General features: G+C 67.5%; 12 protein-coding genes and 1 rRNA gene. 6 read left to right on the forward strand and 7 right to left on the reverse strand.

The genetic code is table 11. The features are described 5' to 3' along the window. Positions 1–3 precede the first annotated feature (3 nt). On the reverse strand, positions 4–2,079 hold the full coding sequence (gene glyS / locus ABH900_RS19865) for a glycine--tRNA ligase subunit beta (RefSeq protein ID WP_429624937.1): 2,076 nt from the start codon (positions 2,077–2,079) through the stop codon (positions 4–6). Between the two features lie 88 nt (positions 2,080–2,167). Further along, positions 2,168–3,079 (reverse strand): glycine--tRNA ligase subunit alpha, encoded by a 912-nt coding sequence (glyQ, locus tag ABH900_RS19870; protein ID WP_049430272.1) that lies wholly within the window; start codon positions 3,077–3,079, stop codon positions 2,168–2,170. 84 nt (positions 3,080–3,163) lie between these two features. Between glyQ and ABH900_RS19875 the strand changes: the two genes are divergently transcribed. From ABH900_RS19875 to ABH900_RS19885, 3 genes are read left to right on the forward strand one after another with little or no spacing between them, the layout of a single operon-like run. Then, positions 3,164–4,999: a GspE/PulE family protein gene (locus ABH900_RS19875; RefSeq protein ID WP_429624938.1), complete on the forward strand. Its 1,836-nt coding sequence runs from the start codon at positions 3,164–3,166 to the stop codon at positions 4,997–4,999. Beyond that, a complete protein-coding gene (locus ABH900_RS19880; RefSeq protein ID WP_429624940.1) occupies positions 4,971–5,717 on the forward strand; it encodes a glutamine amidotransferase in 747 nt (248 codons plus the stop codon). The genes ABH900_RS19875 and ABH900_RS19880 overlap by 29 nt, the downstream gene beginning before the upstream one ends. A 49-nt stretch (positions 5,718–5,766) precedes the next feature. Further along, positions 5,767–6,678 carry a BPSS1780 family membrane protein gene (locus ABH900_RS19885; protein WP_429624941.1) on the forward strand — a complete coding sequence of 304 codons (912 nt, stop codon included), beginning with the start codon at positions 5,767–5,769 and terminating at the stop codon, positions 6,676–6,678. Positions 6,679–6,751: 73 nt separating this feature from the next. Here the strand turns inward: ABH900_RS19885 and tatC are convergent, their stop codons facing one another. The 4 genes from tatC to ABH900_RS19905 all read right to left on the reverse strand — a co-directional run bounded on the left by tatC (position 6,752) and on the right by ABH900_RS19905 (position 9,207). Continuing rightward, the gene (tatC, locus tag ABH900_RS19890; RefSeq protein WP_429624942.1) at positions 6,752–7,501 is read right to left on the reverse strand and encodes a twin-arginine translocase subunit TatC; all 750 of its coding nucleotides are present in this window, start codon (positions 7,499–7,501) and stop codon (positions 6,752–6,754) included. Beyond that, positions 7,498–7,995 carry a Sec-independent protein translocase protein TatB gene (tatB, locus tag ABH900_RS19895; protein WP_429624944.1) on the reverse strand — a complete coding sequence of 166 codons (498 nt, stop codon included), beginning with the start codon at positions 7,993–7,995 and terminating at the stop codon, positions 7,498–7,500. Before tatB ends, tatC begins: the two co-directional genes overlap by 4 nt. 15 nt (positions 7,996–8,010) lie before the next feature. Further along, complete coding sequence (gene tatA / locus ABH900_RS19900; protein ID WP_012512521.1) at positions 8,011–8,238, reverse strand: Sec-independent protein translocase subunit TatA; 228 nt, start codon at positions 8,236–8,238, stop codon at positions 8,011–8,013. A 75-nt stretch (positions 8,239–8,313) separates the two neighbouring features. Beyond that, positions 8,314–9,207, reverse strand: a complete 894-nt coding sequence (locus tag ABH900_RS19905; RefSeq protein ID WP_429624947.1) for a lipid-binding SYLF domain-containing protein — start codon at positions 9,205–9,207, stop codon at positions 8,314–8,316. Positions 9,208–9,372: 165 nt separating this feature from the next. Here ABH900_RS19905 and hemH point away from each other — a divergent pair, with 165 nt between their 5' ends. From hemH to ABH900_RS19920, 3 genes are all read left to right on the forward strand, one after another. Further along, positions 9,373–10,335, forward strand: a complete 963-nt coding sequence (gene hemH / locus ABH900_RS19910; protein ID WP_429624949.1) for a ferrochelatase — start codon at positions 9,373–9,375, stop codon at positions 10,333–10,335. Then, positions 10,332–11,186 (forward strand): alpha/beta fold hydrolase, encoded by an 855-nt coding sequence (locus ABH900_RS19915; protein ID WP_429624951.1) that lies wholly within the window; start codon positions 10,332–10,334, stop codon positions 11,184–11,186. Before hemH ends, ABH900_RS19915 begins: the two co-directional genes overlap by 4 nt. A gap of 290 nt (positions 11,187–11,476) precedes the next feature. After that, on the forward strand, positions 11,477–13,582 hold the full coding sequence (locus tag ABH900_RS19920) for a methyl-accepting chemotaxis protein (RefSeq protein WP_429624952.1): 2,106 nt from the start codon (positions 11,477–11,479) through the stop codon (positions 13,580–13,582). Positions 13,583–13,945: 363 nt separating this feature from the next. On the opposite strand, the gene rrf is transcribed toward ABH900_RS19920, so the two are convergent. After that, positions 13,946–14,031 (reverse strand): 5S ribosomal RNA (gene rrf / locus ABH900_RS19925); the annotation flags it as partial.

The following is a 14,031-nucleotide window of genomic DNA, read 5'->3' on the forward strand; positions in this document are numbered from 1 at the left end:
CCATCAACTCGACAGATGCTCGATCGCCGCCACCTTGCCCAGGCGCTCGCCCAGCAGCGTCAGCAGCGCCAGGCGGTTGCCACGCAGCGCCGGATCCTCGGCATTGACCATCACGCCATCGAAGAAGGCATCGACCTGCGGGCGCAGGCGGGCCAGGCGCGCCAGCACGGCCACATAATCCTTGTGCTGCAGGCTGGCGCCGGTGTCATCGATGGCCGCGGTGACCGCTTCGGCCAGCGCACGCTCGGCATCTTCCTGCAGCAGCGCCGGGTCGATCTGGCCCGGAATGTCGCCTTCAGCCTTGCGGAGGATGTTGCGGATGCGCTTGTTGGCCGCCGCCAGCGCCTCGGCTTCCGGCAGCGCCGCAAACGTGCCGATTGCGTCAAGGCGACGGTCGAAGTCATACAGCGAGGCCGGCTTCAGCTCGGCCACGGCGTTGAAGTGGCTGGCCGGCACGTTCCTGTCGCCGTAGTAGCCCTTCAGGCGATCGAGGATGAAGTCATACAGCTCAGCCACATCGGCCTGCACGTTGCGCGCGGCCAGGCCCGCATTGGCGCGGGTCAACAACGCGCGCAGGTCCAGCTCGAATCCGCTTTCAATGATCGTACGGGCCAGGCCCAGCGCGTTGCGGCGCAGGGCGAACGGGTCCTTGTTGCCGGTCGGCTTCAGACCCGCGGCGAAACCACCGGTCAGCGTGTCCACGCGTTCAGCGATCGCCAGCACCTTGCCCAGCGGCGACAGCGCGATGTCGTCGCCACCGAAGCGCGGCTGGTAGGCCTCGTCGATGGCCAGCGCCACGTCGGCCGATTCGCCACCGGCCACGGCGTAGTGGCGACCCGCGATGCCCTGCAGTTCAGGGAACTCATTGACCATGCGCGACTGCAGGTCGTTCTTGGCCAGCTCGGCAGCCCGCTTGGCCTGCGCCGGATCGGCCCCCACCTGCGCGGCGATCACTTCGGCCAGGGCGGCCACGCGCGCCACCTTGTCGGCCACGCTGCCCAGCTTGGCCTGGTAGGTCACCGTCTTCAGGCCCTCGCCCATCGAGGCCAGGCCCTGCTTCAGGTCTTCGTCGAAGAAGAACTTGGCATCGGCGAAGCGCGGGCGGATGACGCGCTCGTAGCCCTTGGCCACTTCGGCCACGTCCTTCGATTCGATGTTGGCGATGCCGATGAACTTCTCGGTCAGCGTGCCGCCGTCATCCAGCACCGGGAAGAACTTCTGGTTGATCTCCATCGTCTCGATCAGCGCTTCCTGCGGCACGTCCAGGAATGCGCGCTCGAAGCTGCACAGTACCGCCGACGGCCACTCGACCAGGTTCACCACCTGCTCCAGGTTGTCCTCGGTGATGCGGGCGCTGCCACCGGCCTTGGCTGCGGCGGCCTCGACCTCGGCCACGATGCGCGTGCGGCGCTCGCTCGGGTCGACCAGCACGAACGCGGCGCGCAGCGCTTCGACATAGTCCTGCGGCTGTGACAGCAACACGGTCTGGTCGTGGTGGAAGCGGTGACCACGGCTCACACGGCCGGCGTGCAGGCCGAACAGCTCGGCTTCAACCACGTTGGCACCATGCAGCAGCACCAGCCAGTGCGCCGGACGGGCGAAGCCCCAGGCGTGATCGCCCCAACGCATCGGCTTGGGGATCGGCATCGCCGCGATCGCCTCGCGCAGGATCTCCGGCAGCAGGCTGGCGGTGCTCGCGCCCGGGGTCACCGCGCGGTGCACGAAGCGCTCGCCCTTGTTGTCGGTGGTCTTCTCCAGCGCGGTCCAGTCGATCCCGGCCTTGGCGGCGAAGCCCTGCAGGGCCTTGGTCGGCTGGCCTTCGGCATCCAGCGCGATGTTCAGGTACGGGCCCAGCACTTCGCTGTGCTGTTCCGGCTGTTCCAGGCCGACACCCGGCAACAGCACCGCCAGGCGTCGCGGAGTCGACAGCGGGTGCGCCTCGCCCAGTTCCAGCGCAACGCCGCGCTTGCGCAGGCCTTCGACGACAGCGTCGAAGAACGCCTGGGCCAGGCCCGGCAGCGCCTTGACCGGCAATTCCTCGGTGCCCAGTTCGATCAGCAGGGGGGACAGGTGGCTCATCGGTTCAATCCTGTGGTGGGGGCGCAGCGCGCAACGCGTCCGGCGCCCCGGGTAGTTGATGAAAAGCGGATGGCAGCGGAAGTGGCCGTCAGGCCTTCTTCGCGCCCGGGAAGCCCAGCTTCTCTCGCTGCTCGTAGTACGCCTTGGCCACTGCCTGGGCCAGCGCGCGTACCCGCAGGATGTAGCGCTGGCGCTCGGTCACGCTGATCGCACGGCGCGCATCGAGCAGGTTGAAGGTGTGGCTGGCCTTCATCACCTGCTCATAGGCCGGCAGCGGCAGGTTCACTTCCACCAGCTTCTGCGCCTCGCGCTCGCAGGCGTCGAAGCGGTGGAACAATTCTTCCACGTCGGCGTATTCGAAGTTGTAGGTGCTCTGCTCCACCTCGTTCTGGTGATAGACATCGCCGTAGGTCACCGGCTGGCCATCCGGACCATAGGTCCAGACCAGGTCGTAGACGTTGTCGCAGTTCTGCAGGTACATGCACAGGCGTTCGAGACCGTAGGTGATCTCGCCCAGCACCGGGCGGCACTCCAGGCCACCGGCCTGCTGGAAGTAGGTGAACTGGGTCACTTCCATGCCGTTGAGCCAGACCTCCCAGCCCAGGCCCCAGGCACCCAGCGTCGGCGATTCCCAGTTGTCCTCGACGAAGCGCAGGTCGTGCACCAGCGGGTCGATGCCAAGTGCCTTCAGCGAATCCAGGTACAGCTGCTGGATGTTGTCCGGCGCCGGCTTCATCGCCACCTGGTACTGGTAGTAGCGCTGCAGGCGGTTCGGGTTCTCGCCGTAGCGGCCGTCGGTCGGGCGGCGCGAGGGCTGCACGTAGGCCGCGTTCCAGCCTTCCGGACCGATCGCACGCAGGAAGGTGGCCGGGTGGAAGGTACCGGCGCCCACCTCCAGGTCGAGCGGCTGGATGAGCACGCAGCCCTGCTGGGCCCAGAACTGGTTCAGGGTCTGGATCAGGCCCTGGAAGGTGATCGGAACGGTCGGGGTCGCGGACATGCGGACGATTCTTGGCCGGCAAGGGGGGTGCGCTAGTATAACGGCCGACCTGCGGGGCATTCCGTACCCGGGAGGAGCAGGCAGATGGAACATCGGCTGCCTGTGGGCACGCCCGGCGAGGCTGGCGGCGTACCGCTGCCGTGGGGGCGCCTGCATTTCGAACAGGTCGGTGCGGCGTTGCTGGCCGATGGCCTGGTCGCCGAACACGAGGGCGAGCGCATGCGGTTTTCCGCGCAGGGCGCCCGCAATGCCAGTGAAGTGCACCCGCTGGTGCTGCTGTCCAACCTCAAGCTGGCCGCCCGCGACGGCGGAGAGCTGACCCTGGAACGTCTCACCGAGTGGCTGGCCCGGCGTACCGGCAGCCGTTACCTGCGCATCGACCCCACCCGGGTCGATGTCGCCGCGGTCACCGCGCTGGTCTCCCACGCCTACGCCCGCCGCCACCGCTTCCTGCCGCTGGCGGTGGATGCCGAGCGCGTGCTGGTGGCCACCAGCGAGCCGCTGGTGCAGGAATGGCGCCGCGACCTGCAGCACCTGACCCGCCGCCGCATCGATCTGGCAGTGGTCAACCCGCTGGACCTGCACCGCTACACCATGGAGTTCTACGGGGTGACCCGTTCGGTGCGCGGCGCCCGTGGCGACGTACGCGGCGAGGTCAACACTACGCTGCCCAGCTTCGAGCAGCTGGTCGAACTGGGCCGCACCGGCGACGTCAACGCCGACGACCAGCACATCGTGCACATCGTCGACTGGCTGCTGCAGTACGCCTACGAACAACGTGCCTCGGACATCCACCTGGAGCCGCGCCGCGAGATGGGCCGCATGCGTTTCCGCATCGATGGCGTGCTGCACAAGGTTTTCGAAGTGCCGCCGGCGGTGATGACCGCCGTGGTCAGCCGCATCAAGGTGCTCGGCCGCATGGACCTGGCCGAGCGCCGGCGCCCGCAGGATGGCCGCATCAAGACCCGCTCGCCGGGCGGCCGTGAGGTCGAGATGCGCCTGTCGACCATGCCCACCGCCTTCGGCGAGAAGTGCGTGATGCGCATCTTCGACCCGGATGCCGCCTTCAAGAGCATCGACCAGCTCGGTTTCAGCCCGCAGGAAGCCGCCGGCTGGAATGCCCTGGTCGAGCGCCCGCACGGCATCGTGCTGGTCACCGGACCGACCGGCTCGGGCAAGACCACCACCCTGTATTCCACGTTGAAGCGGCTGGCCACGCCGGACGTGAACGTGTGCACGGTGGAGGACCCGATCGAGATGATCGCGCCCGAGTTCAACCAGATGCAGGTGCAGACCAACATCGACCTGGACTTCGCCAGCGGTGTGCGCACCCTGCTGCGGCAGGATCCGGACATCATCATGATCGGTGAGATCCGCGATCTGGAAACCGCGCAGATGGCGGTGCAGGCCTCGCTGACCGGCCACCTGGTGCTGTCCACCCTGCACACCAACGATGCGCCCTCGGCGGTTACCCGCCTGCTCGATCTGGGCGTGCCGCACTACCTGCTGGCCAGCACCCTCAACGGCATCCTTGCCCAGCGCCTGGTGCGCACGCTGTGCCCGCACTGCAAGCAGCCACACAGCCTCGGCGCCGCCGATTGGGCGGTGCTGGCTGATAGCCAGGCGGCATATCCAGATGCCGCCACGCCCTGTCGGCCGGTCGGCTGCGTGGAGTGCCGGCGCACCGGATTCCTCGGACGCATCGGCCTGTATGAGTTGCTGCCATTGGGTTCGCGGCTGCGCGGGCAGATCCGTGCCGACATGGATCTGGCGGGTTTCACCCGGGCAGCGCGGAATGAAGGATTGCGAACCCTGCGCCAGGCCGGGCTTGAAAAGGTGGCGCAGGGGCTGACTACAATCGAGGAAGTCCTGTCAGTCCTGCCGCCCCCGGATGAACCCAGCTCCCTTCCTGATCCTTGAAACCGGCCGCCCGGTGCCGTCACTGCGCCGCTACGGGCGCTTCCCGCACTGGATCCGCGTGGCCGCCGGGCTGGAAGAACACGAAACGGTGGTGGTCGATGTCGAACACGGGGCCGCCCTGCCCGATCCGCACGGCTTCGCCGGCGTGCTGGTGACCGGCTCGGCGGCCTTCGTCACCGACCACGCTGACTGGAGCGAGCGCAGCGCGGCGTGGCTGCGCCAGACCGCTCACGACGACCTGCCGGTGTTCGGCATCTGCTACGGCCACCAACTGCTGGCGCACGCGCTGGGCGGAGAGGTGGCCTACAACCCGGCCGGCCGCGAGTCCGGCACGATCGAACTGGAACTGCAGCCGCAGGCCGCACAGGATCCGCTGTTCCAGGGCCTGCCGCAGCATTTCGCCGCGCACGCCACCCACCTGCAGACCGTCCTGCGCGCACCCGACGGCGCCGCGGTGCTGGCACGCTCTCCCCTCGATGGGTGCCACGCCTTCCGCTGGGGGCGCCAGGCCTGGGGGGTGCAGTTCCATCCGGAGTTCGCCACCCACCACATGCGCGGCTACGTGCGCGCCCGCGCCGACTGTATCGGCCGCCACGGCGGTTGTGCCCGCAGCATCGAGCGCGCAGTCACTGCCGCGCCGCTGGCCCGCCAACTGTTGCGGCGCTTCGTCCGCCAGGCGCGGTTGTCTTCAGCCCAGCCGGCGGCAAAACAGGGATAATCGGCGCCACGGGCTACCGCCCGGCCCCTCCTGTCCTTCCCGGATGTCCATGAAAGAGATTCGCAAGCTGCCGGCTTCGGCGGGCGCCCAGTGGTTGCTGGATACGTTCTCCCTGTACCGGCGCGCGCCGCTGCAGCTGGCCCGGATCGGCCTGACCTGGCTGCTGGTGAGCTGGGTGGTCACCCTGCTGTCGACGCTGATTCCCGGTGCCGCCGGTATGGCCGTGCAGCTGATGACGCTGGCCATCTCGCCGATCATGTTCGGCGGCATGCTGTATGCCGTGGGCGAAATCGACGAGGGCCGCCCGGGCCTGGCCTCGCACCTGCTGCAGCCGATCCGCGACCACCGTGTCAGCCACCTGCTGGTGCCACTGGCCATCCAGGTGCTGGCGGTGCTGCTGCTGGGCGCGCTGCTGTTCCTGATGATCGGCCGCGAGGGCTTCACCGCCTTCAGCGAGGTCATGACCAAGATGGAAGAAATCAGCCGCAGCGGCCAGCAGATCAAGCCGGACGATGCCGCCGCGCTGGTCGCCAACCTGCCGGCCAAGCGCATCGCGCTGTGGATGCTGCTGGTGTTCCTGAGCGCAGTGGCGCTGTCCCTGGCAATGTTCACCCAGCCGGCGCTGGTGGTGTTCGACAAGCAGAGCGGCATGCACGCCCTGCGTCTGAGCCTGCAGGGTTGCATCGAGAACATCGGCGCGATGATCGTGTTCGCCGTGCTCGGTCTGATCGCGGCGTTCTGCATGTATGTACTGTTCGTGATCGTGATCCAGATCGCGATGCTGCTCGGTGGCCCGCTGGCCGCGGCCTTCATCGCGCAGCTGGTACTGACCACGGTGTTGATGCCGCTGTACGTCGGCGCGGTCTATGCCGCGTGGAAGCAGATGTTCGTGCATCGCGGCAGCCGCGCAGCGCCGCCGATCCCGACCACGCCCACCTCCAGCGACGTCTTCCACGCCTGAGAAAAAGGGGACGGAGGGGATTAAGTCGTTTGTGCCTTTGACGACCTAATCCCCTCCGTCCCCTTTTTGTCTTTCAGGCGGCGGGCTTCTTCACTGCCGACGATGGCACCAGCCAGCGCGCGGCGTGGATGCCCAGCTCGTACAGCAGGCACATCGGGATCGCCAGCATCAGCTGCGACACCACGTCCGGCGGGGTCAGTACCGCCGCCACCACGAAGATCCCGACGATCGCGTAACCGCGGCCTTCCTTGAACTGCTGCGGCGTCACCCAGCCCAGCAGCACCAGGATCACCATCGCCACCGGCAGCTCGAAACTGCCGCCGAACGCGAAGAAGATCGCCAGCACGAAATCCAGGTAGGCGTTGGCATCGGGCGTGATCGCGATGACGTCCGGGCTGAAGGTGGTCAGGAAGTGGAACACCGCCGGCAGCACCAGGAAATACGCGAAGGCGCAGCCGGCGTAGAACAGCAGCACCGACGACACCAGCAGCGGCACCGCCAGGCGCTTCTCGCGCGCGTACAGCCCAGGCGCGACGAACGCCCACAGCTGGTACAGCAGCCACGGCACCGCCACGAACAGGGCGACGAAGAAGGTCAGCTTCAGCGGCGCGAAGAAGGCACCGGCCGGGTTGGTGGCGATCATCGTCTGCCCATTGGGCAGCTGCGAGACCAACGGTTCGGCCAGGGCGTTGTACAGCTTCTGGGTGAACGGCAACAGCGCCAGCAGCACCACGCCCAAGCCGAGCAGCGCACGCACCAGGCGCCCACGCAGTTCCACCAGATGCTCAATCAGCGAGCTTTCGCCGAAGTCGTGTTCGCTCATGGTTGGCGCTCCGTGCCCTGCGCCGACGGCGTCGCACCCGCTTCGTTGGCCGTGGCGGGAGCCGCCGTGGAAGGCAATGCTCCCTCCGTGGCAGCCGTGGACGGAACCTGATCGCCGTCCTGCACCGGCATGTCCGCGCCGCTCGTCGCATCCAGGTGCGGGGGTACATCCGCCGGCGCCGGCACGCGCACTTCCTGCGCCAACGCATCACCCTGCTGCTGCGCCTGCTGGGCGTCGCGACGAATTGCTTCGCCACTGGCGCGCAGCTGGTTTTCGGTGTCCTGCATGCCCTGGCGCACGTCCTGCATCTGCCGCTTGATCTCCTCGGCCTGCAGCTCGCGCTCCAGTTCCTGTTTCACCGAATCCCACTGATTCCGGGCACGACGTACCCACAGGCCGGCGAAGCGGGCCGCCTTGGGCAGGCGCTCGGGACCGAGCACCACCAAGGCAACCACGGCGATCACCAGCAGCTCGCTGAAGCCGATATCAAACACCGCGACCGCTCCGGATCAGCGAGGGGTGCGGTCGTGCTCGTCCTGCGCGGTGCGCGAGGCGTCCTGGCTGCGCGACTCATCGCCCAGCTGCGCGTTCGGCTTGTCCTCGTCGCGCATGCCCTTCTTGAATTCCTTGACCGCCGAGCCGAGATCCTTGGCGCCACTGGTCAGGCGCTTGGTGCCGAACACCAGCAGGACGATGGCCAGCACGACCAACCAATGCCAGATGCTGAAACTGCCCATAAAGACGCTCGTTACGTTAGTGATCAGGCTGTCGAGCATAGCGCACCGGCTGTTAGCCGGCGCGCGTGACGAAAGTCAGTTTCCGCCCAGCGTTTCCGTGCGGATTTCGCCGTCGGTGACCGGCTGGAAGCCCTGCTGCTGCGGCGGCGGGTTCTGCGGCACGTTCTGCAGCGGTGCGGTAGTGGCCTCGGCCGCGGCCGCCGGCGCTGCCTGAACAGGCGCCGGAGCAGCTGCCGGGACCGGCGCCGGGCGTGGTGCACTGCCCCCGTTACCGGCACGGTTGTTGCGGGCGGCGTAGGTGGCTTCTTCCAGGCGATCGCGGAAGGCGACCACATCCATCGACGGCGAACCGACCGCGCGGCCCTCGAAGATCATCCGCGGCGTGGTGTTGCTGCCGTAGGCATCCAGGTTGGCGGCATCGTCGATCTGCAGAACGGCACCGTCCAGGGCCACACCGGCGAACAGCCCGCGGGCGCGCGACCACGACCAGATTTCAGCCTTCAGCTGGCCATCAGTGGCGGCGGCGGCATTGCGCCCGACCGGACCTGCGGCGACGCCGGCATCGGCGCCGAGCGTGAATTTGCCGTTGACCAGATTGTCCAGGCTACGGTCGTTGCGGAACACCAGCACCACATCCGACGACTGCACGCCGGCCTGGAAGCCGATGCTGGCCCCGGTCAGCTTCACGAACACCGGGCTGGACCAGGCGCCATTGGCCATACGCACCGACATCAGGCCATGGCCACGACGACCACCGATGACAAGTCCGGCCTTGATCGTGTCGGGAATGACGATGACTGCGCGGCCTTCGTCGAGCAATTTGTCCGGAATGCCCTGTTCAGGCATTCCCTGGATTTCAGCCAGCACACGCACGGCATTGCGGGCGCGCTGGTCTTCCTGCGGTCCGGCCATGGCCTGGCTGGACAGCAGGCTGGCGGCGATCAGCAGGGCTTGGATCGGGCGACGCATGGCAGGCTCCAGAAGTCAGTCCATAGGAAGATATAGCAAGTGACTGAAATTAGTAGTGTTGTCATGAATCTCCAATGAGCGCTGCCTGCTCGCATTGATGCGCGCTATGCCTGCAATCCGAACCCTGCATCCCGAGGAGGCGCCGGATCGGCGACAATGCACCCCATGCTCGACGCACCCGATACCGCCGTGCTGGCGGTCAACCTAGGCACGCCCGAGACGCCGACGGCCCCGGCCGTACGCCGTTATCTGGCTGAATTCCTGTCCGACCCCCGCGTGGTCTCGATCCCGGCGCTGCTGTGGCAGCCGCTGCTGCGCGGGCTGATCCTGCCGCTGCGCAGCAGCCGTTCGGCGGCCAAGTACGCCCAGGTGTGGCTGCCCGACGGCTCACCCCTGATGGTGCACACCCGCCAGTTGGCGCAGGCCATGCAGGCACTGTTGCCTACCCTGACGGTGCGCCACGCGATGCGCTACGGCGAGCCGGCGCTGGCCGGCGAGCTCGACCGCCTGGCCGCCGAGGGCGTGCGCCGCATCGTGGTGCTGCCGCTGTACCCGCAATACTCGACGACTACCACCGCCTCGGTCGAAGACCGCGTCGACGCCTGGCAACGCCGCAACCCAAGCGTAACCGTCAGCCTGGTGCGCGACTATTCAGTCGATCCCGGCTGGGTCGAGGCGGTTGCCGGCTCCATCCAGCGCTACTGGGCACAACATGGCCGCGGCCAGACGCTGATGTTCTCCTTCCACGGCATCCCGCAGCGACTGGCCGATGCCGGCGATCCGTATCCACAGCGTTGCGAAGCCAGCGCGCAGGCCATTGCCAATGCGCTGGGGTTGCGCAAGGACGAGTGGCACCTGGGCTACCAGTCACGCTTCGGCCGCGAGCGCTGGCTGCAGCCGTACGCCGAGCCGAGCCTGTGGGCATTGGCCGAATCCGGGATGAAGCAGATCGACGTGGTCTGCCCCGGCTTCGCCACCGATTGCCTGGAGACACTGGAAGAGGTGGCACTGGGCTTCACCGAAACACTGGCCGAACGCGGCGCGAAAATGCGCTATATCCCCTGTCTCAACGCCGAACCGGAGCACGCACGCGCCCTGGCGCGGTTGGCCGTGGCCTCGCTGGCATGAGCCTGCAGCCGTTTGAACTCGACGTCGGTGGCGCGCGCGTGGCTGGGCTGCGCAGTCACAACGAAGGCCCGCGCGTACTGGCCCTGCATGGCTGGCTCGACAATGCCGCCAGCTTCGTGCCGCTGGCTCCTCATCTTTCATCGCTGCAGCTGGTGGCGATCGACCTGCCCGGCCACGGCCACAGCGCGCATCTGCCGGCCGGCGCCAGCTATACGACTGCAGCGGCGATCTGCCACGTGCTTGATGTCGCCGACGCACTGGGCTGGGATCGCTTCAGCCTGCTTGGCCATTCAATGGGCGCCGGCATCGCCAGCCTCACCGCGTCCGTCAGCGACCGTATCGAACGCCTGGTGGCGATCGAAGCGCTCGGCGGCCTGCGCGGTCCCGAGGAAGAAACCGCGCACCGCCTGCGCGAGCACGTGAACGCGACGCGCGCGTTGGCGCGCAAGCAGCTGCGTGTATTCCCCGAGCTTGCGGCGCCGATCCGTGCACGCATGATGGCCAATCAGCTGAGCGAGCGTTGCGCGCGGCTGCTGGTCGAGCGCGGCGTCGAGCCGGTCGAGGGTGGCTATCGCTGGTGCAGTGATCCACGCCTGATGCTGCCCACTGCGATCCGTCTCAGCGAAGGCCAGATCGACAACCTGCTGCAGTCCATCGCCTGCCCGACGCAGGTGATCTATGCCACACCCGCGCAGTCCTACTATCCCGAGCCGATGCGCAGCGATCGCCTGCACCACCTGCGTGATGGACGGCTGGCGGTGTTTGCCGGCAACCACCACCTGCACATGGAAGACCCTGCGCAGATCGCCGGCGTGATCCTGCACTTCTTCGACAACGACAACGGCGGCTGAGTCCGGGCGTCCGCGCACTTCACTCTGTGCGTTCGCGGCCGATACACCAGTTGCGGGCCCCTGCGCCCGCAGCACGCGGGCCCGGTCGGGCCTGCGACGTGTGTTTGGTTCTGCAAGGAAGTCCGCATGCCCGTTCTGCTGCACCGTCACCCACAGGATGTGGCTACGGCGCCCCGTCTTCGCGTCGCTGATCGCGCCGCATTCCCCAAATTCCCGGTCCACGCCATGGTCACGCTTTGTTGCGTGCGCCGCGGCGTGGCCGTTGTCGTTTGCTGATCCAGGAGTCGCCGATGTCCGTTGCATCTTCCCGTCCCCCCGATACGTCCCGCCTGCCGCACCTGCAGCAGCTTGCTCATTGCGCTGATCGCCGCCTGCTGGCCGGCAGTGCGGTCCTGGCCGTTACCGGTCTGGCCCTGGCCTTGCGTGGCCCCCAGCTGCTGGGCGCCGCGCTGGCTGCCGGCGCGTTGCTGCCGGCGGCCTGGCTGGCGGGGCCTCTGGCGGGCCGCCATATTGCCCGCAATGGCCTGGCGCTGCTGCTGTCGCTGCAGCTGGCGTTGCTGTGCGCGATCATCGGCCTGTCGCCAGCTCTGCCCATCGCGCTGCTGCTGGGCGTACTGCTGAGCCATCGTGATCGTCTGCCGGTGTGGCTGGCCGGCGGCGTCGGCACCCTCGCACTGCTGGCACCGCTGCTGGACGCAGCGGCGGCGGGTCCTGGCCTGTTGCAGGCTGGACTGCTCGCTGGCCTCACCGTGCTGCTGGGCCAGGTCGCTCAGCGCCTGCGCCAACAGACCGAAGCGCTCGGCCACGGCCCACGCCGGTTGGCCGCATTGGCGCGCGACATCGCCACCGGTGCCGATCTGGGCGTGCATGCGGATACCAGCGCCTACGCACCCGGCTCGTTGGCCCATGCGTTGGCTGATACCGCGCGGCACGTGCAGGCTCAGCGCGGCCGCGAAGCCACCGCGCATGCCGAGAACGCGCAGATCCGGCAGGCGCTGGATGCCTCGCGCACGGCGATGATGATCGCCGACAACGACCACGTGATCCGCTATGTGAACCGCTCGGTGGTGGCCCTGCTGCGCAACCAGCAGGCAACCCTGCGCCAGGCCTTCCCCGATTTCGACGCCGAGCGTCTGGTCGGCAGCAGCATCCACCGCTTCCATGCCAATCCGGATCGCATCCGCAGCATCCTCAACGGACTGCAGGCAACCCACAACGGCAAGGTCCGTATTGGCCCGGTCCATTTCGCACAGGTGGTCACCCCCGTGTTCGATGCACAGGGGGTGCGCCTGGGTTTTGCCGTGGAGTGGCACGATCGCACCCACGAGCTGGGCCTGGAGAACGCCGTAGCCAGCATCGTTGCCGCCGCCGCTGCCGGCGATCTGGACCAGCGCCTGCAGGCGAGCGAAGGTGCCAGCTTCCTTGACGGCCTCACCGGCGGCATCAACCAGTTGATGGACACCCTTGGCAGTACCGTCAACGAAGTGCGGCAGATGCTGTCCGCACTCGCCAACGGCGATCTCGACCGACGCATGGACGGCGAGCACCACGGTGCGTTCGCCGCCATCCAGCGCGATGCCAACGCCACCGCCGGTCAGTTGGCGCACATGGTCGGCCGTATCCAACACTGTGCCGCCGCCATCAGTACCGCCGCCAGCGAGATCGCCGCGGGCAACGGTGCGCTGTCCGAGCGGAGCGAACGCCAGGCAGCACACCTGCAGGAAACCGCGGCCTCGATGGAGGAGCTGACCGCCACCGTGCGCCAGAACGCCGCCCACGCGCGTGAGGCCAGCCAGCTGGCGACTTCCACACAGAACGCGGCCAGCGATGGCGACATCGCGATGCAGCGGGTCATTGACACCATGCAGGCCATCGAGGGCGCCTCGAAGCGGATCGGCGACATCACCGGTGTCATCGATGGCATCGCCTTCCAGACCAATATCCTGGCGCTGAACGCGGCGGTGGAAGCGGCACGCGCCGGTGAACAGGGCCGGGGGTTCGCCGTGGTCGCGAGCGAAGTACGTGTGCTCGCGCAGCGCTCTGCTTCAGCGGCGCAGGAGATCAAGAAGCTGATCGACGAAGCAGGCCGTCAGGTCGGAGAAGGCGCGCAACTGGTCGCTGACGCTGGCCAGCGCATGCAGGGCATCGTCAGTGGTGTGGAGAGCGTCAGCCACCTGATGCATGAGATCTCGGCGGCCTCGCAGGAGCAGTCGATCGGCATCGAGCAGATCAACCAGACCGTCGTACAGATGGACCAGGCAACCCAGCAGAATGCAGCCCTGGTGGAAGAAGCCACCGCCGCGGCACGCGAACTGCAGTCGCAGGCAGGGACGCTGACCGAGGCCGTCTCGGTGTTCCGCCAGCAGGAAATGCACGGGATCACGCGCGTCGCCTGAGCGCAGAGTGATGCGATCTGATGAGAACGGCGCCCGCAGGGCGCCGTTCTTTTGCGCGTTGTGCGTGATGGATCACGGCAAGGGCACGCCCGGCGGTATCGATCCATCGGTAGTGCCGGCCGCTGGCCGGCAACCACGGCACGCGCATTGCGCAGGCCCTGACCACGCATCCACGCATCGCGTGGATCTACCGACAACCACCGCAGGTGCATCGTACGGACCCGGTAGCTGCCGACCTTGGTCGGCACCACTCCACGCATGGCGTGGATCTACCGACAACACCCCGTATCCACACAGGGCGTGATCCACCGATCCGCCAAAAGAAAAACCCCGCTGCGTGAGCAGCGGGGTTTTGGGTATAAACCCTGGCGATGACCTACTCTCGCATGGCTTAGGCCACACTACCATCGGCGCAGCTACGTTTCACTTCCGAGTTCGGGATGGGATCG

Origin of the sequence: Stenotrophomonas sp. AN71, from assembly GCF_050435725.1 — a bacterium.
Lineage (GTDB): Bacteria > Pseudomonadota > Gammaproteobacteria > Xanthomonadales > Xanthomonadaceae > Stenotrophomonas.